This is a genomic window from Fodinicola feengrottensis, from assembly GCF_039530045.1.
GTDB classification, from domain to species: Bacteria; Actinomycetota; Actinomycetes; order Mycobacteriales; family HKI-0501; genus Fodinicola; species Fodinicola feengrottensis.
This window is the reverse complement of record NZ_BAAANY010000015.1, coordinates 84,030-105,429: the sequence shown is the minus strand read 5'-3', so window position 1 is coordinate 105,429 and position 21,400 is coordinate 84,030. Positions and strand designations below refer to the sequence as shown.

At 66.3% G+C, this 21,400-nt stretch carries 17 protein-coding genes and 1 pseudogene; 9 read left to right on the top strand and 9 right to left on the bottom strand.

From position 1 onward, the window contains the following. Positions 1-174 precede the first annotated feature (174 nt). The 4 genes and pseudogenes from ABD301_RS21000 (at position 175) to ABD301_RS20985 (ending at position 5,157) form a co-directional block, all read left to right on the top strand. Positions 175-918, top strand: coding sequence for a 3'(2'),5'-bisphosphate nucleotidase CysQ (locus tag ABD301_RS21000; protein ID WP_344312101.1), 744 nt, complete (start codon positions 175-177; stop codon positions 916-918). A 13-nt stretch (positions 919-931) separates the two neighbouring features. After that, positions 932-1,837 carry a sulfate adenylyltransferase subunit CysD gene (gene cysD / locus ABD301_RS20995; RefSeq protein ID WP_163569537.1) on the top strand — a complete coding sequence of 302 codons (906 nt, stop codon included), beginning with the start codon at positions 932-934 and terminating at the stop codon, positions 1,835-1,837. Between the two features lie 3 nt (positions 1,838-1,840). Next, a pseudogene (locus tag ABD301_RS20990) lies at positions 1,841-3,130 on the top strand (sulfate adenylyltransferase subunit 1); the annotation flags it as partial. A gap of 323 nt (positions 3,131-3,453) precedes the next feature. Then, a complete protein-coding gene (locus ABD301_RS20985) occupies positions 3,454-5,157 on the top strand; it encodes a CBM96 family carbohydrate-binding protein (protein WP_344311988.1) in 1,704 nt (567 codons plus the stop codon). 2 nt (positions 5,158-5,159) lie between these two features. On the opposite strand, the gene ABD301_RS20980 is transcribed toward ABD301_RS20985, so the two are convergent. Next, entirely contained in the window at positions 5,160-7,223 is a 2,064-nt protein-coding gene (locus ABD301_RS20980; protein WP_344311987.1) for a glycoside hydrolase family 183 protein, read from the bottom strand. A gap of 106 nt (positions 7,224-7,329) precedes the next feature. On the opposite strand from ABD301_RS20980, the gene ABD301_RS20975 reads away from it, so the two are divergent. Continuing rightward, the gene (locus ABD301_RS20975; RefSeq protein WP_163569542.1) at positions 7,330-7,842 is read left to right on the top strand and encodes a DUF3291 domain-containing protein; all 513 of its coding nucleotides are present in this window, start codon (positions 7,330-7,332) and stop codon (positions 7,840-7,842) included. Positions 7,843-8,825: 983 nt separating this feature from the next. Here the strand turns inward: ABD301_RS20975 and ABD301_RS20970 are convergent. From ABD301_RS20970 to ABD301_RS20945, 6 genes are read right to left on the bottom strand one after another with little or no spacing between them, the layout of a single operon-like run. Then, positions 8,826-9,614 (bottom strand): ABC transporter permease, encoded by a 789-nt coding sequence (locus ABD301_RS20970; protein ID WP_344311985.1) that lies wholly within the window; start codon positions 9,612-9,614, stop codon positions 8,826-8,828. Next, entirely contained in the window at positions 9,598-10,494 is an 897-nt protein-coding gene (locus ABD301_RS20965; RefSeq protein ID WP_344311984.1) for a 2-aminoethylphosphonate ABC transporter permease subunit, read from the bottom strand. Before ABD301_RS20965 ends, ABD301_RS20970 begins: the two co-directional genes overlap by 17 nt. Next, positions 10,491-11,576, bottom strand: coding sequence for an ABC transporter ATP-binding protein (locus tag ABD301_RS20960; protein ID WP_344311983.1), 1,086 nt, complete (start codon positions 11,574-11,576; stop codon positions 10,491-10,493). Before ABD301_RS20960 ends, ABD301_RS20965 begins: the two co-directional genes overlap by 4 nt. Position 11,577: 1 nt before the next feature. Next, entirely contained in the window at positions 11,578-12,630 is a 1,053-nt protein-coding gene (locus ABD301_RS20955) for a 2-aminoethylphosphonate ABC transporter substrate-binding protein (protein ID WP_344311982.1), read from the bottom strand. A gap of 22 nt (positions 12,631-12,652) precedes the next feature. Then, positions 12,653-13,330: a phosphonatase-like hydrolase gene (locus ABD301_RS20950; RefSeq protein ID WP_344311981.1), complete on the bottom strand. Its 678-nt coding sequence runs from the start codon at positions 13,328-13,330 to the stop codon at positions 12,653-12,655. Then, a complete protein-coding gene (locus tag ABD301_RS20945) occupies positions 13,327-14,433 on the bottom strand; it encodes a TIGR03364 family FAD-dependent oxidoreductase (protein ID WP_344311980.1) in 1,107 nt (368 codons plus the stop codon). The genes ABD301_RS20950 and ABD301_RS20945 overlap by 4 nt, the downstream gene beginning before the upstream one ends. A gap of 501 nt (positions 14,434-14,934) precedes the next feature. Here ABD301_RS20945 and ABD301_RS20940 point away from each other — a divergent pair. Next, positions 14,935-15,573 (top strand): hypothetical protein, encoded by a 639-nt coding sequence (locus ABD301_RS20940; protein WP_344311979.1) that lies wholly within the window; start codon positions 14,935-14,937, stop codon positions 15,571-15,573. Between the two features lie 23 nt (positions 15,574-15,596). Beyond that, entirely contained in the window at positions 15,597-16,550 is a 954-nt protein-coding gene (locus ABD301_RS20935) for a peptidoglycan-binding domain-containing protein (protein WP_344311978.1), read from the top strand. A 53-nt stretch (positions 16,551-16,603) separates the two neighbouring features. Here ABD301_RS20935 and ABD301_RS20930 read toward each other — a convergent pair whose 3' ends face one another. Then, on the bottom strand, positions 16,604-17,317 hold the full coding sequence (locus ABD301_RS20930; protein WP_279581175.1) for a GntR family transcriptional regulator: 714 nt from the start codon (positions 17,315-17,317) through the stop codon (positions 16,604-16,606). A 100-nt stretch (positions 17,318-17,417) separates the two neighbouring features. On the opposite strand from ABD301_RS20930, the gene ABD301_RS20925 reads away from it, so the two are divergent. Further along, entirely contained in the window at positions 17,418-18,425 is a 1,008-nt protein-coding gene (locus ABD301_RS20925; RefSeq protein WP_344311977.1) for a glycoside hydrolase family 26 protein, read from the top strand. On the opposite strand, the gene ABD301_RS20920 is transcribed toward ABD301_RS20925, so the two are convergent. Continuing rightward, the gene (locus tag ABD301_RS20920; protein ID WP_344311976.1) at positions 18,393-18,854 is read right to left on the bottom strand and encodes an SRPBCC family protein; all 462 of its coding nucleotides are present in this window, start codon (positions 18,852-18,854) and stop codon (positions 18,393-18,395) included. The genes ABD301_RS20925 and ABD301_RS20920 overlap by 33 nt on opposite strands. 225 nt (positions 18,855-19,079) lie before the next feature. Between ABD301_RS20920 and ABD301_RS20915 the strand changes: the two genes are divergently transcribed. Continuing rightward, entirely contained in the window at positions 19,080-21,371 is a 2,292-nt protein-coding gene (locus tag ABD301_RS20915) for a HelD family protein (RefSeq protein WP_344311974.1), read from the top strand. The last annotated feature ends 29 nt before the right edge of the window (positions 21,372-21,400 follow it).

The following is a 21,400-nucleotide window of genomic DNA, read 5'->3' as shown; positions in this document are numbered from 1 at the left end:
GAATGTAACGATAAGGCGAGGCTTTGTCCCGTTTCGTTACCTTCGCGGGTGGCGTAGAGGTATCCGTACCAAGGCCCATCCGGGCCGGGTGGGGAAGGTATTCGGGGTGGGCGCGTTGTGACGTACGTGACCCCGGCGACCGGGGTGGCCGGTGAAGGGGAAGATAGACAACCGATGAACGACGATGAGCTGGCGCGGCGGTTGGCCGACGAAGCGGGTGCGGAGCTGGTGGCGCTGCGGGAGCGGCGCGGCTTCGGGGACCCGAAGGCGTTGCGGGACGAAGCGGACGCGATGTCGCACCGCCTCCTGATGAAGCGGCTGGCGGAGACTCGCCCAGCGGACGCCGTGCTGTCGGAGGAGGGCCACGACGACCAGACCCGGCTGGCGTCTGACCGGGTGTGGATCGTGGACCCGCTGGACGGCACGCGGGAGTACGGCGAGGCCGGCCGCACTGACTGGGCCGTGCATGTCGCGCTCTGGCAGCGGGGACAGCTGGTCGCCGGCGCGGTCGCGCTGCCGGCTCAGGGCGTCACGTTGGCCACCGACGACCCGCCGCCGCCGCCGAAGCCGCACGACGGCCCGATCCGGCTGGCGGTCAGCCGCAGCCGGGCCACCGCGATGGTGACGGCGGTGGGCCAGCGCCTCGCCGCCGAGCTGGTGCCGATGGGCTCGGCCGGCGCGAAGGCGGCCGCGGTCATCCGCGGTGAGGCTGATGCGTACGTCCACGCCGGCGGTCAGTACGAGTGGGACTCCGCGGCGCCGGTCGTTGTGGCGAATGCCGCATCCGTCTTCACCTCGCGGATCGATGGCTCACCATTGACCTACAACCACGCTGACCCGTGGCTGCCGGACCTGGTGGTGTGCCGTGCCGACCTGGCCACGGCGGTGCTGGCGGCGATCGCCGAAGCGGGCGAGTGAGGGAGACGAGAGAGTGCGTGCGGACTACCGGCTGAGCCAGCTCGACGTCCTGGAAGCGGAGTCGATCCACATCATCCGCGAGGTGGCGGCGGTGATGCAGCGGCCCTGCCTGCTGTTCTCCGGCGGCAAGGACTCGATCACCATGCTCCGGCTCGCGCAGAAGGCGTTCTGGCCGGCGCCGGTGCCGTTCCCGGTGATGCACATCGACACCGGCCACAACTTCAGCGAGGTCATCGACTACCGCGACCGCCGGGTCGCCGAACTGGGCATCCAGCTGATCGTGGCCAGCGTGCAGGACGGCATCGACCGCGGCCTCGCGGTCGAGGAGCCCAACGGCTCGCGTAACCGGGCGCAGACGCCAGTTCTGTTGGATGCGGTGGAAAAACACAAGTTCGACGCACTTTTCGGCGGCGCCCGCCGGGACGAGGAAAAGGCCCGCGCGAAAGAACGGGTTTTCTCGTTCCGCGACGATTTCGGTCAGTGGGACCCGAAAAACCAGCGGCCGGAGGTCTGGAGTCTCTACAACGGCCGGGTGCATCAGGGCGAGAGCATCCGGGTTTTCCCGCTCTCCAACTGGACCGAGCTCGACATCTGGCAGTACATCGCGCGCGAGAACATTCCGTTGCCGGAGATCTACTACGCGGCGCCGCGGCAGGTTTTCGACCGGGACGGCATGCTTTTCCAGGTGAACGAGTTCTGCCAGCCGCGCGACGGTGAGGTCGTACGCACCGAGACCGTCCGCTACCGCACGGTCGGCGACGCGACTCTGACCGCCGCCGTACGGTCGGACGCCACCACCGTCACGGCGATCATCGACGAGATCGCGATCACCCGGATCACCGAGCGGGGCGCCACCCGCGGCGACGACAAGTTCTCCGAATCAGCCATGGAAGACCGCAAGCGCGAGGGGTATTTCTAAGCCATGACTTCCACAGTCGAGGAATCTTCGCGTACGCAGCTGCCCGGCAAGGAGCTGCTCCGGTTCGCCACCGCCGGGTCGGTCGACGACGGCAAGTCGACCCTGATCGGCCGGCTGTTGTACGACTCGAAGGCGATCTTCTCCGACCAGCTGGAAGCGGTCGAGCGCACCAGCCGCGACCGCGGCGACGAATACACCAACCTGGCGCTGCTCACCGACGGCCTGCGAGCCGAGCGCGAGCAGGGCATCACGATCGACGTGGCCTATCGCTATTTCGCCACCCCGCGGCGGACTTTCATTATCGCGGACACCCCCGGACACATCCAGTACACCCGGAACATGGTCACCGGCGCCTCCACCGCGGACCTCGCGATCATTCTGGTCGACGCCCGCAAAGGCCTGCTGGAGCAGAGCCGTCGGCATGCTTTCCTGGCCAGCCTGCTTCGGGTGCCACATTTGGTGTTGGCGGTCAACAAAATGGACCTCGTCGACTACGACGAGCAGATTTTCAACCGGATCAAGGACGAGTTCACCTCGTTCGCGGCGAAACTGGAGGTCACCGACCTCACCGCGATCCCGATTTCGGCGCTGCGCGGCGACAATATCGTCAGCCGGTCGGAGAACACCCCGTGGTACGAGGGAAGTTCGCTGCTGCATCACCTTGAGCACGTCCACGTCGCCAGTGACCGCAACCTGGTGGACGTACGTTTCCCCGTCCAGTATGTGATCCGCCCGCAGTCCAGCGCATATCCGGACTACCGTGGTTATGCCGGTACGGTCGCCGGCGGCGTCATCAAACCCGGCGACGAGGTGCTCGTACTGCCCAGCGGATTCTCCACCACCGTCGCCGGGATCGACACCGCCGACGGGCCGGTCAGCGAGGCTTTCGCGCCGATGTCCGTGGTGCTCCGGCTGGCCGATGACCTGGACGTGTCCCGCGGCGACCTGATTTGCCGGCCCAACAACGCGCCGAGCGTCACCCAGGACCTGGACGCGATGGTCTGCTGGATGGATGACCGGCATCCGCTGGAGGTCGGCCGCAAGTACGTCGTCGCGCACACCACCCGATCCGTGCGAGCCGTGGTTCGCGAGATGCGCTATCGGTTGGACGTGAATACACTCCATCGCGACGAGTCGGCGACGGAATTGAGGTTGAACGACATCGGCCGGCTGCGGCTGCGTACTACCCTGCCGCTGCTGTGTGACGACTACGGCCGGAACCGCACCACGGGTTCTTTCATTCTGATCGACGAGGCCAGCAACGTCACGGTCGGTGCCGGCACTCTGCTGCGTCCGTAATATTGCCCCTATGGACGTGCCGGTAATTTTCCGGTTGCGGAATGTTATAACACAGGGTAATGGCCGCTATTCGCCGTCTCACCTGCTGGCATGTCATCTTCCGGTCAGCTCTTTCGAGTTGACGTATTGCTCCTTTACTCACACCATGGCATTTGTTCTTCCGTGCTGACCAGGGCCGGAACAGATAACGGGCGATGGATGTGGGAATGCATTCCAGCGGGATCGGAAAGACGCACCGACGCGCCGATGGAATGCGCGCGCGGTGGTCTTGGGTTCCGCGAAGGCGTTCATTACGCCTAGTAGCGATCTGTTCCGCGGTGTTGGTGCCGCTCGGTGCCTCCGGCGTGGTGCTCGCGAATGTGGCCACCACCGATCCGGCGCCCGACGCGGTGATTAACGCGGTCGCCGATTCCTATGTGGACCATGACCACCCGACTGTCAACTTTGGACAGTCGCGTCAGCTGATGGTCGGCGGCGGGTCCTGGTCGATGTCGTACATTCGTTTTCAGCTCCCGGCCGAACCCGCCGGCCTCGCTTTGACCGCCCACCTGGTGCTGACATACGCCGACCGTTCGTCGGCCAGCGACTTTTCCGCCGGGCTGGCCGGATCCTGGTGGTCCGAGAATGGTGTCGACGCCGCCAACGGACCGACTCCCGGTTTCGCGGTCGGGCGGGCATCTGGCGCGGCCCATTCGTCCACGGTGAGTATTGACGTAAGCCACGCGATCCACGGCGGCGGCGCGGTCACGCTCGCAGTCTGGGGCAGTGGCCCGGCCAGCGCGTTCGACTCCCGGGAAAGTGGCTCCGCGCCGGTGCTGCAACTGTGGTCGAACGGCCAGGTCGGCACCGTTGACACCACCGCCAGCCCGTTCGTCGGGACTTCGGTGTCTCCCGGCCCCACCGGCTCCGCCAGCCCTGCTGGCGCACCGTCGCCCTCTGGTACGCCCTCGCCGAGCGGTTCCCCTACTCCCAGCGGTTCTCCGGCACCCAGCGGTTCTCCGTCGCCGAGCGGATCTCCGGCACCACCCAGCGGGTCTCCGGCGCCAGGTGGGTCACCGCCACCGAGCCAGTCGCCCTGCCCGGTCTCGGCCACCCTGGTGCCGTCCTGCGGTGCCTGGTGGGGAGTGGCCGCCAACCCGCTCGACGACGAGAGCTGGGACCAGGCGCTGTCCAACTTCGAGAACCAGATCGGCCGCTCGGTCGACATCGCGCACTATTATCACAAGGCGCCGGAACTTTTCCCGCCAGCGGGCGAAATCGCCCGGGCGCACCAGAAGGACCACGAGCGGATCCTTTACCTGAACTGGAAACCGGAAATGGGCCGCAGCTGGGCGCAGGTAGCGGCCGGCGATCCCCAGGTCGACGCGTATATCGACAAAGAAGCGGCCTATCTCAAGCAGAAGTTCACTGACAAGTTCTACTTGGCGATTCACCACGAGCCTGAGCTGAATGTCAAACCCGCCGCCGGTTCCGGATTCACTGCCAAGGACTATGCCGCCATGTTCCGGCACGTGGTCCTGCGGTTGCGGGCCGACGGCGTGCAGAACGCGGTTTTCGTGGTCAACTACCTGGGCACTCCGCCGTGGGGCAGTCAGCCGTGGTTCAACGATCTCTACCCAGGCGATGACGTGGTCGACTGGGTCGCCGAAGATCCGTATGTCATCAGCGGATCCGGCGCTTGGTGGGCCACCACTTTCGGTGCCACCGTGGACCGCAAGCTCAGTAATTACCCGAACTGGCCGGGATTTTACAGCTGGGCCAAGCAGTTCCACCCGGACAAGCCGATCATGCTGGGCGAGTGGGGCGTCGACGAGGAGCCGAATCTGCCGAACGGGAAAGCCGCCCTTTTCCTCGCGGACATGAGCGGCATGCAGGAATACCCGAACGTCAAGGCGTTGGTCTACTGGAATTCGGTGCCGATGCACCCGGTCGGGATTACCCGCATCGACTCGTCGCAGGCCGCGTTGCAAGCGTACCGCCAGCTTTCCGATGTCCCGCTGGTCAATCAGCCCGTCGACTAGTTCTATGTCGGCGTGAGGGCCACATCGTCGACCTGGATCCAGGAATCCGCGCCGGGCGACCAATATCCGGCATAGATCGTCATCGTCGTGTTGGATCCGGAGGTGAACGGGACGGTCAGCTGCCCGTACGAGGGCTGGCTGCCGTAGTGAGTTTCGGCGAGGACACTGGAGGTCGTGCCAGCCCGTACGCCGAAATAGCCGCCGCTGACGTTGGCGGTGTCGCGGATCCAACCGGTCAGCCGGTAGCTGGTGTTCGGTTTCACCGGCACCACCTGGGTCACCGCATTCCAATTCTTGCTGCTCGTACGGATCCATGCGTTGTTCGTCCCGCTGTGCTGCTGGCCACCGCGGTCGATGCCGTGCTGGTCCGGCCCTTCGACGGTCCAGGGCGCGGAAACCGTGCTGGTCGGCTGCTTCTCGAAGCCGGGATCGGTGACCGCGCCGCCGTAATAGACCTGCAATTCAGCGATTGAGGTAAATGTCCGCGTACCGCCGGCGCCGCCGATGATTCGTACGCCATCGGCGGTCGTCGGATCGAAGGAAAACACATAGGTCTTGTTGGGGCCGGCGGTGTTGTTCGTCGGGTAGGCCGGTGTCGACTGTTGGCCGGTGACGGTGGTCCACACCCCGTTCACCCGGACCTGGACTGTCGGCGCGGTGCCGAACCAGCCGCCGTCGCTGAACATGTTTCCAGTGGTGTAGGCGACTTTGTTGACGGTGTAAGACCGCGGCCAGGTGTAACCCCACCAACTGGTGGACTTGTTCTCGTCGTTCCAGTCATCGTCGGTCTGCGCCAGAACACCGTCGTTGTAATAGGCCACATTGCCGTAATGCAGGGATTTCTCGATGGGTACGGTGCCGGGTTCCTGAGCCAGGTTGCGGCCGTCGTCCGGCGCGTTGGTCGGGGTGGTCGGTGCGTACGGACTGACCGTCATTCGACGCAACGAGTAGTTGTAGACGCTGGTGACTCCGGCGCTCGCGCAAGGGCAGACATTGGACTGCAGCCACATGTTCGTGCCGTCCGCGCTGATGAACTTGGACGGGATCGTGACGCCGTAGCCGCCGTGTTTCGCCGTGGTCCAGGGATATCCGCCGAAGTCCTTGGTGAGGAAATGCTGCCACGGCCCGTACGGCGTCGGGGAATCGTAGAACTCGAAGGTGAATTCGGTCCAGGAAGTGTAGATGTAACGGTTGAGCGGCTTGTCGTAGACGACTCCGCCCTGGCCGATCACGCTGTAGCCGCCGGGCGGGGGCGTCCCGGTGTACATCGCCGAATAGCGCCGGCTGGTGTCCGTCAGCACCGGCACCCGGGCATTGATGTCCGAGGACCAGGTCGGCGCGCTGGCGGAGGTGCCCGCGTAGAACTGCCAGGCCGCGCGGTTTTGCACACTGTCCTTGGGAACCCGACCCAGATACATGTCCTGCGGGTCGGCGACAACACCGCTGTAGGAGTCGCGCCAGTTGTTGTCCAGCCCGTACGCGTACACATATCCGTCGGTGTTGTTGGCGCCGCTTTTCCCGTAATCCAGGAACATGATCGTGGTGAACGCGAAGTTGCCGAACATGGGCGCCGAATGATCCCAGGTCCACGTATGTCCGTGGTCGGTGGATTTGGAAATCGAAGCGGCGTCGGCCTCGTCGAAGGCGTTCGTGTCCTTCTTGAGATCCTGCACCGCGAGGTAGATCGTGCCGTCGACGCAGACCATGCCGGTCGGTTTGCGGTTGTAAGCCGAATTCCAGACCGAGCCGACCGCGTCACCGCCGGCGATGGTGGCGCCGGTCAGGTTGCCGGGCGTGCCACTGATCCGGCTGACCGCGGTGTCATAGCCGGTGCTGCCGCTGAACCCCTTCCCGTCGCCATTGGCCGCGTAGAGGTTGTCGTCGTCGGACCAACACGACGGCCAGAGGTCGCCGTCGCTCGCCGTGTTGGCGGTGCCGTGTTCCTCGACGCCGGCGGTCGCGAAGAAGGTGCTCTCCGGCGGCGCGGTCGCACTGGCCGGCGGGCTGGCGGCGACCAGGCCGCCGGCGACTGTCACGAGCGTGACCAGGCACGTACCGATCCGCATCCGGGCCTCTTTCCGGCGGCAGGAAATCGGTTTCCCGCAGTGCGTCGCACGCTAACCGGGGTGGATTTGTGCGTCAAGAGGCGGGCGCGGATGGCAGACTGGCTTCATGGCGTACGAACTCGCACAGGTGAACTTCTCCCGGCTGCTCGCCCCACTGGAAAGCCCGCAGCTCGCGGACTTCGTCGCAGGGCTGGAGCCGGTCAACGCGCTGGCGGACGCGGCGCCCGGCTTCCTCTGGCGGATGCAGACCGAGGACGGCGACGCGACCGCGATCCGCGCCTTCCAATGGGACGTGGGCGACAGCGCCGGCATCATCGTCAACATGTCCGTGTGGACCTCGGTCGAGGCGCTGGCCGACTTCGTCTACTCCGGCGACCACCTCGCCGCGCTGCGTCGCCGCCGCGAATGGTTCGCGAAGATTCCGGTCCCCGCGACCGCCCTCTGGTGGGTCCCCACCGGCCACCGCCCCACCACCGACGATGCCGAGGACCGCGTCCGGCACCTGCGCCTGCACGGCCCCACCGCGTACACCTTCACCCTCAAACAGCACTTCCCGACCCCTGAAGCCGCGCCCGCGGTCGTACGGGAAGGCGACCCGGGGTGGCTCTGCCCCGCCTGACGAGTTGATGGCCGCAGTGCTGAGTTGTTGGCCGCAGTTCCTGCGGCGGCGCATCCGGTTCGCGTCGCCGAGGCGCCCAAAAACCGGGCACCCCACCGCCACGAACCTGGGCGACCTCCGGTCGCCGCGCGAACCTGGGCGGCCTCCGGTCGCCGCGCGGGCGGGGTCGGGATGGAAACCCGTGGGGCTGGTTTAGCCGCGACAAGCCGTAGCGGCGCGAAATTGTCGTAGGTGTCTGTTTTTCTTTCCCCCTCCCTTTGAACGGGCGGGGGGTGGGTTGAGAGGTGGACCTTAATTTTTAGTTGAACATTGGCCCTCGAACCCGCCCCCCACCCGTTCTTGGGTGGGGGTGATTTTTCGGGGTGGGTACGACAGTTTCGCGCCGCACCCAGTGGAGAGGGCTGCACAATCGGATTCCGATTGTGCAGTGGGTGGGGTGCCCTTCGGACGGAGCCTCAAGGAAGAACGGGGTCGACGGGTGGGATGGGGTTTGGGTGCGGGGAGAACGAACCAGCGTTACGTTTGCGGGTGGGAAGACCGGTGGCCGTGCGGTTTTGACTGTGAGCGAGTGGGTACTGGGTGGGGGTATGTCCGATTGTGACGTTGTTGCCGATTCTGGGGCCGCTATTCGCGGAACCCGGTTACTGGCGGTGAAAGTTGATCCCATCAGTCCCAATAAGAACAGCGGAATGTGCCTGACCGGATTCTGGCCCACATCTTGGGATTAGTGTCCTGCACTCCGGACCCGTCGGTTACCTCTGCGGCTCAAGTGATTCCTGCACACTCGACCAATCGTAAACGTAACAAAAAGGGACAAAGTCGAGCGTTCGCGAAGCGGTGCAAGGGCGTGGTGACGACCGAGGCCTGGACGTGGTAGTCCCCACCGACCACGGGGGGAGTCGGTGGGGACTGGGTCAAGCCTGACACGTCGCGCCGGGTTCGTTCAACTGGTCATTTGGGCAGCCCGGGCAGGGTCGAAAGTCTCAGCGGTAGCTGGCGCGGGTGCGCACAGCGGACAATCCGACCAATACCAGCAGGGTGGTCACCAGCAGGACGACGGCGACGGCGCTTGCTTGCAGGACGCTGCCGCGGCCGGTCAGGGCCCCGATGGTGACTGGCAGGGTCTGCCAGGTCGGCGGGTAGACGAACGAGGTGGCGCCGAGTTCGCCCATGCTGAGCGCGAAAGCCAGCCCACCGGAGGCGAGCAGGGACGGCGCGAGCAGCGGCAGCGTGATGCGGCGCAGGATCGTCGCCGGGCCGGCGCCGAGGCTGGCCGCGACGTGCGCCAGCAGCGGGTCGAGGCGGTCCAGGCCAGCGCTGACCGACGCGTACGTGAAGGGCAGCACCAGCGCGACGTGGGCGACGATCACGATGACGGCGGTGCCGGACAGGACGGTGTTGAAGGCCGCCAGCACGCCGAGTCCCATCACCACCGACGGCACCGCGATCGGCAGCAGGAAGGCCGCGTCGAGGACGCCGCGGGCACCGCGCGGCAACGCTCGTACGGACATCGCCGCCCAGCTGCCCACCACGATCGACACCGCGCTCGCCGCCGCCGCGGTCTGCACGCTGACCGAAAGCGACGCGAGATCGTTGCCCGATAACGCGTCCACGAGGCGCCCGAGGGTGAGCCCGGTGGGCAACGCGCCGCTCCACTGACGGGAAAATCCGGCCACCGCGATGGTGGCCAGCGGCAGCCCGAAAACCACCGCGGCGATGAGGACGGTGCTGCCCCAGACCAACCAGCGGCCCCGCCTAGACCACACCAGCACGACGACCTCCGATCCGCGCCAAAGCCGCTCGGTAGACCAGATAAAGCGCCAGCGACAGGAGGGTGTTGATCACCGCGACCGCGGCTGCTGTGCCGGCCTGCGCGGACGAGCCGAGCACAGCGTACGAGTAGACCAGCACCGGCAGTGTCTGTACGCCTTTGACGCCAAGGAAAAGCACGATCCCAAATTCGTTCAGCGTGAGCAGCAGACAAAGACTCCCGCCGGCCAGCAGCGCTGGCAGCGCCTCCGGCAGCACCACCCGGCGCAACACCCGGCCCGGCCGTGCGCCCAAACTCGCTGCTACTTCTAACAAAGCCGGGTCGAGCTGGCTGAAAGCGGCAAGCAGTGGACGTACGACAAAAGGCGTATAGAAAGTGATTTCGGCGACGACCAAAGCCCACCAACTGCCGGTCAGGTCGGGCAGTCCGAGCGGCCCGGTCAGCAATCCCGCGCCACCGTAGAGAAAAGCCAGCGAGAGGGTGATCAGGAAGGACGGGAAAGCGACCACGGTGTCGATAATCCGGGCCACCGCGCTGGCGCCGGGAAAAGGTACGAGCGACACCACGATCGCGATCGCGGCGCCGAGCACCAGGCAGCCGATGGTGGCTGTCACCGCGACTTTCACAGTGGTGAAAAGCGCGTCCACGAAGGTGCTGGACGACAGCAGACCGGTGTAGCCGGCGGCCGTCACGGTGCCGGCCGCGAGCGGCCCGTCGCGGTGCAGGAACGACTCCCGTACGACCATGACCAGCGGATATCCGACGACGCCGAGCAGGATCAGCAGTGGTGGGAGCACCCACAGCAGCGGCCCGGGAGCCGCGGTCCTGCGCGGGCTCGGCCGCGTCGCGGGCCGAGCCATCGAGGTCGCAACCGCGGTCATGACGCGACCAGCTCGGCCGGTACGACGACACCGTCGGTGGGGTCGAAGACAAGGACGGCTCGCTCGCCGGCGGTCGGTGCGGATCCGGTCGCCGGCGACTCGACGACCACCTCGCCGCCGCCGTCCAGGGCCACTGTCGTACGGAAACTCGAGCCGCGCCACTGTACGGCGCTGATCCGGCCGGGCAGCCGATTGGTGCCGTCGCTGTGGTCCGTCTCGATCCGCAGCCGGTGCGGCCGGATCGCCAGCTGTGCGGCGCCCGGCCGATGGTCGGCTGGCCCGGCCGCGGTCAGGATGTGCTCACCGAGCTGGATGCGCAGCACATTCGTACGCTCAGCGCCCAAAACCTGCACCGGCAGCACGTTCGCGGCGCCCAGGAAACTCGCGGTGAACGCGGACGGCGGCCGGAGGTAGAGATCCTGCGCGGTGCCCACGTCGACCAGTTTTCCGGCGGCCAACACGGCGATGCGGTCGGCCAGCGTCAACGCCTCGGTCTGGTCGTGGGTGACGTAAAGGATCGACACCGCCGGCAGGGCCCGGTGCAGCCGGTCGATCTCGGCGGTCATTTCCGACCGCAGGGCCGCGTCCAATGCGGACAGTGGTTCGTCCAGCAGCAGGACTTTTGGCTTCACCGCTAGTGCCCTGGCGATCGCCACTCGCTGCTGCTGGCCGCCCGACAGCTGCCGGGGAGCCCGGTCAGCGAAGCTGGCCATGCCGACCATGGCCAGCGACTCGCGGACTCTCTCGGCGATGTCGACTTTCCGTACGCCTCGGGATTTTGGCCCGAACGCGACGTTTTCCGCGACGCTCATGTGCGGGAACAGTGCGTACGACTGCACCACGAGGCCGAGGTCGCGGCGGTGCGGTGGCATCCCGGTGACGTCTCGGCCGGACAACCGTACGGTGCCGGACGCCAGCGGGACGAAGCCGGCCACCGCTCGCAGCGCGGTCGTCTTCCCCGAGCCGCTAGGCCCCAGGACCGCCACCAGCTCGCCCGCGTCGACGGTCAGGCTGAAGCCATCCAGAACGGTGTTTCGTTGGTACGTAACGGTTGCCTGATCGAGCTCGATGCCGGGAGTCATCTCAGGCCTGGCCGGTGGCGGTGTTGTACGCGGCGACGTCCTGGTCCAGCGACGCGAGCACCGCGTTCCAGTCCGGGTGGTAGATCTGCACACCGTCCATCGTCGTTTGCAGCTTGCCCAGCGCTGGATCGGCCGGCAGCCCGGTCAGCACCGGTACGCCGAACGCGGTCTTGGCCACAGTGGACTGTGCGTCTTTTGAGAGCAGGTAGGACAGAAGCTGTTTTCCAGCGTCGCCGTGCGGTGCCTTGGTGACCAGCCCGGCCGCGTACGGCAGTGCCAAGGTCTCCGGTTTTCCGGTGCTGTTCCGCGGGAACCAGAGGTCCAAGCCCGCTTTTTCGTTGGCGATCAAGGCCAGATCCATCTGCACGTCCCCGTTGGCCACGTAAAGCTCACCCTTGGTGACCAGCGGCTGCAACTTGCCGGTGGAGGCGGACGGCCCCTTGTTGTTGGTCTGCAGCTTCTTCAGATACTGCAGGGCGGCCGGGGTGCCACCCAGCTGATGGCTCGCCAACACCAGGACCGCGGTGCCGTCCCCGGCCTGGCCGGGCGTCGAATACTGCAGCTTGCCGGCCAGTTTCGGGCTCAGCAGGTCGTTCCAGCCGGTCGGCTTGGCCAGGTATTTGGGGTTGTAGACGAAACACAGATAGTTGTTGACCACCGAAGTCCACAGACCTTTCGGGTCGCGGTCGGCGGCCGGCACCGCGCTCACCCCGTCCACTGTGGACAGGTCGGTCACCACACCGGCCTTCGCGGCCTTCTGAATGAAGGGTGGGAGGGTGATCAGCAGGTCGGCCTGCGGGTTGTGGGCCTCCTTTTCCACCCGGGATTCCACCACTCCGGAACCGTCTTCGACGATCTGCACCTTGATGCCGGTCTTCTTGGTGAAGGCAGCGAAAGTCGGGGTGTACCAGTCGGCGAGACCATCGGCTGTGTAAACGGTCACAGTGGTGGCATTCGTGGTGGCACCGGCGGTGCCACCGCAGCCGGCGGTCAGTCCGAGCAGCACGCAGCCAGCCGCGACGGCCAGCGTACGAGCACGGGAGAAGCGACTCATGGCGAAACCCTTCCAGATTCTTTTAGGCATTCTCGGTGAGCAACGGAACGAGGTCGTGAACGCTGGGCAGAATGTGGGTGTGCGGTGCGTGGGTCAACTGGTCGGCGGTGTGCGCGCCGGTGGTCACGCCGGCCACCAGAGCGGCGCCGGCCCGGGTGCCGGCCAAGAGGTCGGAAACCGTGTCGCCGGCGACGGCGACCGTGCGTACGTCGTCAATGGCGAGCCGCAGGACGGCCGTGAGGATCATGTCGGGAAAGGGCCGGCCGCGACCGGCGTCGGCCGGCGACAGTGCCAGGTCGACCAGCGAGGTCCACTGCAGGACTTCGAGGATAGCTTCCCTCGTGGCGGGCGAAAATCCGGTGGTGAGACAGATCTTCAACCCACCTTCGCGCAGTTCGGCAAAGGTTTCGACCGCGCCCGGCAGAGCAGTCACCTGACCGGACGCGATCGCCGCGGTCATGTCCTTTTCGAAGATCTGAACGGCGTTCTCGGCTCGGTCGGCGCCGAACAGATGGGTGAACACGTCGATCTTGCTTTGCCCCATCGTCTCGCGTACGTACGACAGAGCCTCATCGAACGCCGAGGTGCCCTGGGCTAGGCCGAGAGCTTGCGCGGCGCCCGCGAACGCCGTTTCCACCACCCCGTCGTCGCGTACGGTGGTGCCAGCCATGTCCAGGCATACCAACGAAAATCCGGTCACCAGTTCAGCTCCTTCGCGGTTGTTTCGGCGACCGCTGGCGACGCGGTCATGCCGCGGCCGCCCAGCCCGGTGATCAGGTGGACCCCGGCGGTGAGGACGTGCCGGGATTCCACCGCTGCCACCGGTTCGGGTTGCTGGGAGTAGACACCGGCCCAGCGGGTCACGGTTTTCGGGATCGTACGGCCGAGAATCCGTTCGGCCCGGCCGCGCAGCTCGTCGTACGCCTCCTCGGCGACACCAACGTCGAACGGTTCGTCGTACGCGTGCGTGTCGCCGATCGTCAGCCCGCCATCGGCCCGCTGGACACACAGCAACTGCATCCGCCAGCGGTCCGTGGCTGGACTCGGAGCTGGCAGGTTTTTCCGTGCTGGTACGTCGAAAACGGGGTAGTAGCGGAGCGAGTCGCCATCTGCGAGCGCTGTTCGCAGTGGGATGTCCAACGGCGCGGTCTGCATCATCTGCAGCCGGCAGCGGTGCAGCCCCGACAGTGCTTTTCCGCCCAGGATCGAATGTTCGGCGCCCGGGCAGATCACCACCGCGTCGCCGTGGTGGGTGTCGCCGAGGTGATCACGAACGATCCCGGTGTCGGCATCCACGACCGTACGCCCCGGCAGGAACTGATAGCGCCCGGAAGCCGCTAGCGCCTGGCGGAGGGCGCCAGGCACCAGTCGTGGTTCCACGATGGCGTCCCGTCCGCACCAGAGCGCGGCCCGAAGGTCCGCGCCCAACGCCGGCTCCAGGGCTCGCGCCTCGCCCGCGTCGAGCAGCTTCAGCTCTCGATCGGCGGCGTCCGGCAACGCCATCACCTGTTCCAGCACGGCTACTTCGGCGTCTGTGTTGACAATTGTCAGAGATCCGGCGGCGCGGAATTTCAGCCCTCGGGCGGCTTTCCCGATCTCCTCCCAGAGCTCTCGCGCCCGCAGTGCCACCGTGGTCTCGGCACCAGGGGCGCGGCCGGACACCCATACCAGTCCGAAGTTGCGGACGGTTGCCGCCCGCGGACCCGCGTCACGTTCGAGTTGGACGACCTGGTGGCCGCGGCGGACCGCATGCCACGCATGCATGGTGCCGAGCACTCCGCCGCCCACGATGAGTATTCGCATGTCCAAGAGGGTGCCCGGCGCGGCTGACCCCAACTGGACACCTGGTCGCCATCGGGATGACCTAGAGGTGAACAGTTGTCTAGACCTGTTATTATCTCGTTATAGTCAGTCAACTGACCTATTCCTGGCATCTGCCCTGCGGTCAGGAAAGTTTCCGGGAAACGAAATTCGCTGGTACGGCGAATCCTGCCTTGACAACGGACATTTCTCGCTGATACGTATATGCGGCCCATTTGGCGGGCGAGCCACGCCGCTCTTGACAATCGTCACCATGTCACGCGTTCACTCTTTCAGCGAAGCCGGAAACATTCCTGTCCGCAGCACGAAAGGACCGGTGTTTGTTGAGGTCAGCGACATCCCTCGAGAAAATCGAGAATAACTTCGCGAAACATTGAACCGTTCCGACCGGCCACTCGTGTATTGCGCTGACGACCATCGGCGTGGCTCGTTTGCATCCCTGTCCTCACAAAGATTGGTGATCCCTTGTCTGTTCGGCGAAAGATGACAACGTTCGCAGTCGCCGCGACCGCTGCCGTGTCCGCGCTCGTCCTCGCCTCCACTGCGCCGGCCGCCGCCGACCCGCCGCCGCTGGCCACCGTCCCGCTGCCGTTGCAGCAGGTCGCGCTGGTCAACCCGGAGCTTCCCTACAGCGCCAGCTACACGTTGAACCCGGTGGTGCCTTTCGACCAGGCCCCGGCCGGGACGGTGCCAGCGTGCTGGCACCCCAGCAGGCCACTGGGCGACCTCGACGGTGTCTACGGTTCCGGGATCATCGAGGATCCGCTGCTGCCCGACCTGCCTTACCTGGTCGAGTCGAACATCGTCCTGCGCTACCCGAACGCGGCCGCCGCTTCGGCCGTGGCCGCCCAGTGGAACACCGACCTCGCCGGATGTTCGGCGCCGCCGGCCCGGATCAATGTTCACAAGGTCACCACGATCCAGAACATTCCAGTCTGGGCGTACGAGCAGACACTCCCCGGCAGGACCGTCACCGGCTACCGGCAGTTCGCGTTGGTCCAGGACGACAACGTGCTCGACTTCCTGGCGGTGCAGGACACCGTCACCCAGGCGCCGCATCCGCTGATGCCTTTCACCACCTCGATCACGGCGATGAAACAGCACCTCGCCGGCCTCATCTGAGCCGCGAGAACGAGGAGAACACGATGCGTTTCAGGAAAAGACTCATCGCCGCGGGACTGCTCGCGGCGGCGCTCGTACCAGCGGCGAGTACGCCAGCGGCCGCCGCGCCCACGCTCAGCAACACCCTGTGCGGTTGGCTGCCACTGACCGCGGGGGCCACTGGCCGCAATGTGACCTCGGCGCAGTTCCTGCTGGCCGCCGCCGGTGAGCTGCCGGCGACCGCCCAGCCGACCGGTTCGTACGACGCGGCGACCGTACGAGCCGTGAAGTTTCTCCAGTTCCACCACCAAATCAAAATCGACGGCGTGCTCGGACCGTCCACCTGGGACGCCCTCGCGGTGACTGTTGGCAAGACCAGCGATGGACCCGCGGTGAAGGCCGTGCAGGTGGAGCTGGGGCTGGCGGTCACCGGCACGTACGACAGTGCCACCGAGCAGGCGATCAAGACTTTCCAAGCGGATCCAGCGATCGACCTGCCCGCCGACGGTGTCGTTGAGGGCCGGACGTGGCGCGAACTCGTCGAGCGCGGCACCGATTCGGTATGTTCCTGGCCCATTCGCAAGGAAGGAGCCTCCGACGCGAGTGTTTCGGCCGCGCAGTTTCTGCTCACCGCTGCCGGTGCGTCGATTCCCGCCGCGGGCGACGGCAAATTCGGCCCGGAAACCACTGCCGCGCTCAAAACTTTCCAGGCCGCGCACGGATTGCCGGCCGACGGCACGCTGAATGCGCACACCTGGGACGCGCTGCTGGTCACGGTCCGCAGCAATGACACCGGCGACGCCGTCAAGGCCGTGCAGGAAGAGTTGCTCAACAACGGATACGAGGTGTTCGAATCGCCAGGCATTGACGCCGGCACCGGGGTTTACGACGCGGGCACCGAGGCGGTCGTGAAGCGATTCCAGACCCACTTCGACCTTGCGGTGACCGGCGTCGTGGACGCCGCCACCTGGCGCACCCTCGCCGCCACGGGTACGTGACGGGGTAACAAATAACAAAGCCGGCTCCCGGCGCCACCGGGAGCCGGCTTTTCCTATCCCCGCAGGGCCGTGGTGACGGCGTACCGGTCGCCGCGCCACAACGCGCGTACGTGCTCGACCGGCTCACCAGCCTCGTCCCAGGTGTCGCGGTGCATCAGCAACATCGGCAACGCCGGGTTGGTGCCGAGCAGTTGCGCCTCCCGGGGCGACGCGAGCACGGTCTCGATGATTTCCTGGCCGGTCGTGAGCCGAATCCCGTACGCCGTCACGTACGTACGGTAAAGCGAGGTGGTCGGGTCGAAATCTTCAAGGATGGTGGGAAACCTGGCCAGCGAGACGTAGGTGCTCTCCAGCCCGATCGGCTCGTTCTCAGCGATCAGTAACCGCTCCAGGTGCACGACCTTGTCACCGTTGGCGATGCCGAGCTTGCCGGCCAGCACCGGGCCGGCGGCGATCACCTCACCGCGCACCGGCCGCCGCTGCGGGCTCATCCCGGCGTCGGCGAGCGACTCGGTGTAGCTGCGCAACACCAACGGCAGGATCAGTTTCGGCTCCGCGACGGTGGTTCCGCGACCGCGCGTACGGTGCAGCCGGCCGGCCAGCACCAGCTCGTCCAGTGCGCGTCTGAGCGTCTCGCGGGCACATCCCAGCTGCTCGACCAGCTCGCGTTCGGTCGGCACTGGATCGCCCGGCCGCAGGTCCGCCAGCATGGCCGACACCTGCCGGGCCACCGCGAAGTACTTGGGCACCCGGCCATGCTCCGGCACGCCGTTGTTGACCGGCGGCAGCCCGGTCCGGCCACGCCACGGAATATCAGAAGGCACGACCGCAGCCTACGCACCACAAGCGAGGCCGTAGGCTCGGCCGGTGCGGCGGTTTGTCCGGATAAGTTGTTGTTGCCTGGCGATGGTGCTGGTGCTCGCGGGTTGCGCCGCTGCGCCGCGTCCAGAGCCGGCCTGCCGAGTTTCCCAGACGTTGGTGCCGTCGTGCGGCGTTTGGTGGGGCGTGGCAGCGAATCCGCTGGCGGGAGAGTCGTGGGATCAGGCGCTGCTGGCGTACGAGTCGCGGATGGGCCGGCGGGTGGACATCGCGCATTTCTACCACCGCGACCGCGAACTGTTCCCGACCGCTGACGAAATCCGCCGCGCCGACCAGCGTTTTCTTCTGGAGAACTGGAAACCCGAAGCCGGTCACAGCTGGGCGCAGGTGGCCGCTGGTGCGGTCGACGGCGAGATCGATCGGGAAGCGGCGTACCTGAAGGCAAACTTCACCAAGCCGTTCTTTCTCGTCGTCCACCACGAGCCGGAGAACGAGGTCGACCAGGCGAGTTCTGGCTTCACCGCGAAGGACTACGCGGCGATGTTCCGGCATGTCGTGGTGCGCCTGCGATCCGACGGCGTACGCAACGCCGTGACGGTGATGAACTACCTCGGCACCCCGAAATGGGGCGGCCAGCCATGGTTCGACCAGCTCTATCCCGGCGATGATGTGGTGGACTGGGTCGCTGAGGATCCGTACGTCTTCGGCTCCAACCCGCTGTGGCGTACGGGCTTCGCCGGCACCGTGAATCGGCGAGACTTCGCGGACCCGTCCTGGCCGGGCTTCTATGACTGGGCAATGCGAAAACATCCCGGCAAGCCGATCATTCTGGCCGAGTGGGGAGTGGACGAGCAGCCCGGCCAGCCGGCCGCCAAGTCCGGCTATTTCGCCGCGGTGCCGGCCGGGTTGCGACATTTTCCTGCTGTCAAAGCGCTTGTCTACTGGAACGCGGCCGCAACCAACCCGGTCGGCGCCACCCGGATCGACTCGTCCGGCCGGTCGTTGACCGCTTTTCGTTCGCTGTCAGGAAACACCGTCGTGAACGTACGACACTAGTTGCTGCTCCATCTGCTCCAGTACGAGCGGCCAAGCGGCTTCGGCACGGTCGCGCAGCTCCGCCCGCGGGAAACCGGCGTGGGTGAGGCGTACCAACGTGCCCTCGGCGGCCGGGGAGAACTCGACCGTGACGACCGTCTCGGCACCCTCGGTGCCGCCGGCTCCGGTCACCCAGGTGAGCTCGACCAGCCGGCCGGGCTCCAAACGCAGAAACCGGCCGTAATGCGGGTGCAGGGTGCCTTGGAACGCGGTGGCGAAGAAGAACGGCACGTCGATCGCCGGCTTCATCAGCACCGACTCCGGGACCGCGAACCAGACACCGAACTGTTCGGTCCAGGCGGTGAAAAGCGCGTCGGGAGTGAGCGGCATTCGCCGCTGGACGGTCAGGGCGTATGGCCGGTCGGACAAATCCGGTACGCAGCGAGTCATAAAATGCCTCCTCAGGTATATGACCTACTGAGAATATAGTGAGGACGAGAGATGGTCAAACCGTGAGAGGGCAAAAAAAAGAACGAGCATCCGACAAGGGAGGCTCGTTGTGGTAAATTATGTTGCTGAGAAAACTACAAAAACGACACATAAATCCATTGGCATCAAAGATACCAAGGAGCTGCTTCGTTGTCAAGCCCAGTGTCCGGCACTAAGCCGGATCCTTTGAGTAACGGTACCGAATTTCGCGAGAGTGAGCTGGAAAGCGAGCGTAAGTATCTGGCCGTTCTGTACCGCCATCTCGACGGGCAGCGGGAAACCACCGAGCAGCGGCTCCGTGAGGTGCTGGGCCAGGGCATTGGCGGGACGCCCGGTGCGCAGGTCGAGCGGGATGCCTCGTACTCGATGTATGCCGATCGGCTGGCGCAGCTCCGGTCGGTCGACTACGGGCTGTGTTTCGGCCGGCTCGACCTGACCAACGACGACCGGTTCTACGTCGGCCGGCTCGGTCTTTTCGACCCTGCCAACGACTATGAGCCGCTGCTGGTGGACTGGCGGGCGCCGGCCGCGCAACCGTTCTACACGGCGACCGCCGCGACTTCCAGCGGAGTACGGCGGCGCCGGCACGTGAAGATGCGCGGCCGGCAGGTCACCGGCATCGACGACGAGATCTTCGATTTGGCGTCTTTGAATGACGCCGATATCAGCACACTGAACGGCGAAGGCGCGCTGCTCGCTGCCCTCAACGCCAACCGTACGGGCACGATGGGTGACATCGTGGCGACCATTCAGGCCGAGCAGGACGCGGTGATCCGCGCCCATTCCGACGGTGTTCTGGTCGTACAAGGTGGTCCTGGCACCGGAAAGACCGCGGTCGCTCTGCACCGCGCCGCGTTTTTGCTTTACACCCACCGCAAACGGCTGCGCAAGCAGGGCGTTCTGGTGCTCGGGCCCAATGCCACCTTCGTTCGCTACATCGCCGATGTGCTGCCATCGCTGGGCGAAACCGACGTCTTGCTCTCCGACCTCGGCGACCTGCTGCCCGGGCTGACCGCGACCGGCACCGAGTCGCCCAAGGTGGCCGCGGTGAAGGGCCGCGCGGCGATGGTCGGGGTGCTGGCCGCGGCCGTACGAGACCGGCAGGAGCTGCCCGAGTCGATGCTGGAGGTGACCGTCGACAGCTACCCGTTGCGGCTGAACAGGCAGACCTGCGTGAAAGCGCGCGACCGCGCCCGGTCGTCCCGGCAGCCCCACAACCTCGCCAGGGCGAATTTCGCCCGTGCCATCGTCCGGGCGTTGAGCGACCAGTACGCACGCAAGCTCGGTGACAAGTTCCTGCAGCGTGGGGACATGGAGGACGTGCGTTCCGAGCTTCGGGAGGACCCGGCCGTCCAAGCCGCGATCAACAACCTGTGGCCGCTGCTCACGCCGGAGCGGCTGCTCACCGATCTTTTCGCCAGCGACCGCCGGTTGCAGATCGCCGCCGGCCGTTTTTCCGCCCAGGACAGGGCATTGCTGCGGCGCCGGCCCGGATCGCCGTGGACGCCGGCGGACGTACCGCTGCTGGACGAGGCCGCCGAGCTGCTCGGGCAGGACAACCGGGAGGCCGAGCGGCAGGCCGCGCTGGCCGCCGCCCGCGAGGTCGAATACGCGCAGGGTGTGCTGGAAGTGATGACCCCGGCGGACCACGCCGACGAGGAAGTCCTGCAGGCGATGGACGCGATTTCCGCGCAGCAGCTGGCAAATCGCTATAGCAGCAAGGAATATGAGACGACCGCGGAAAAGGCCGCCGCGGATCGGCAGTGGACCTTCGGACACGTCATCGTCGATGAGGCGCAGGAGCTGTCCTCGATGGCGTGGCGGTCGCTGATGCGGCGCTGCCCGAGCCGGTCGATGACCATTGTCGGTGACATCTCGCAGCGGTCGGTGGCGGCCGGCGCCGGCTCGTGGGCCGAGGTTTTGCGGCCGTACGTCAGGGATCGCTGGCGGATGGCCGAGCTGACGGTGAACTACCGGACGCCGGACGAGATCATGTCCGTGGCCGCCGACGTGTTGGCCGAGGTCAGCACTGATGCGACCGCGCCCCGGTCGGTACGCAGCACCGGCGTGCCGCCGTGGCGTCTGGCCGTGTCAGCCGCCACGCTGGCCGACGAGGTGGCCCGCGCGGTGCAGACCGAGCTGGCCGCGATCGGCGAGGGCACCCTCGCCGTCATCGTCCCGGAGGCCCAGGTGGGCGCGCTGGCCCTGGCGCTCGCGCAGGCTCTGCCGGCGGCTTTCCTGGCACCCAAGGGATCTCTCGCCCGAGCCGCGGTGATGTCCGCGACCCAGTCCAAGGGCCTGGAATTCGATGCCGTCGTGCTGGTCGAACCACAGTCCATTGTGGACGAGTCGGAATATGGCTGGAACGACCTCTACGTCGGCATGACGCGACCCACCCAGCGGCTCGGTGTCCTGCACAGCACGCCGTTGCCAGCGGCACTGGCCGGTCTGTCCGATCGGTCGCTGGAGCCGGCCTAGGTTTTCCCGCTGGGGCCGCCTGACCGGCG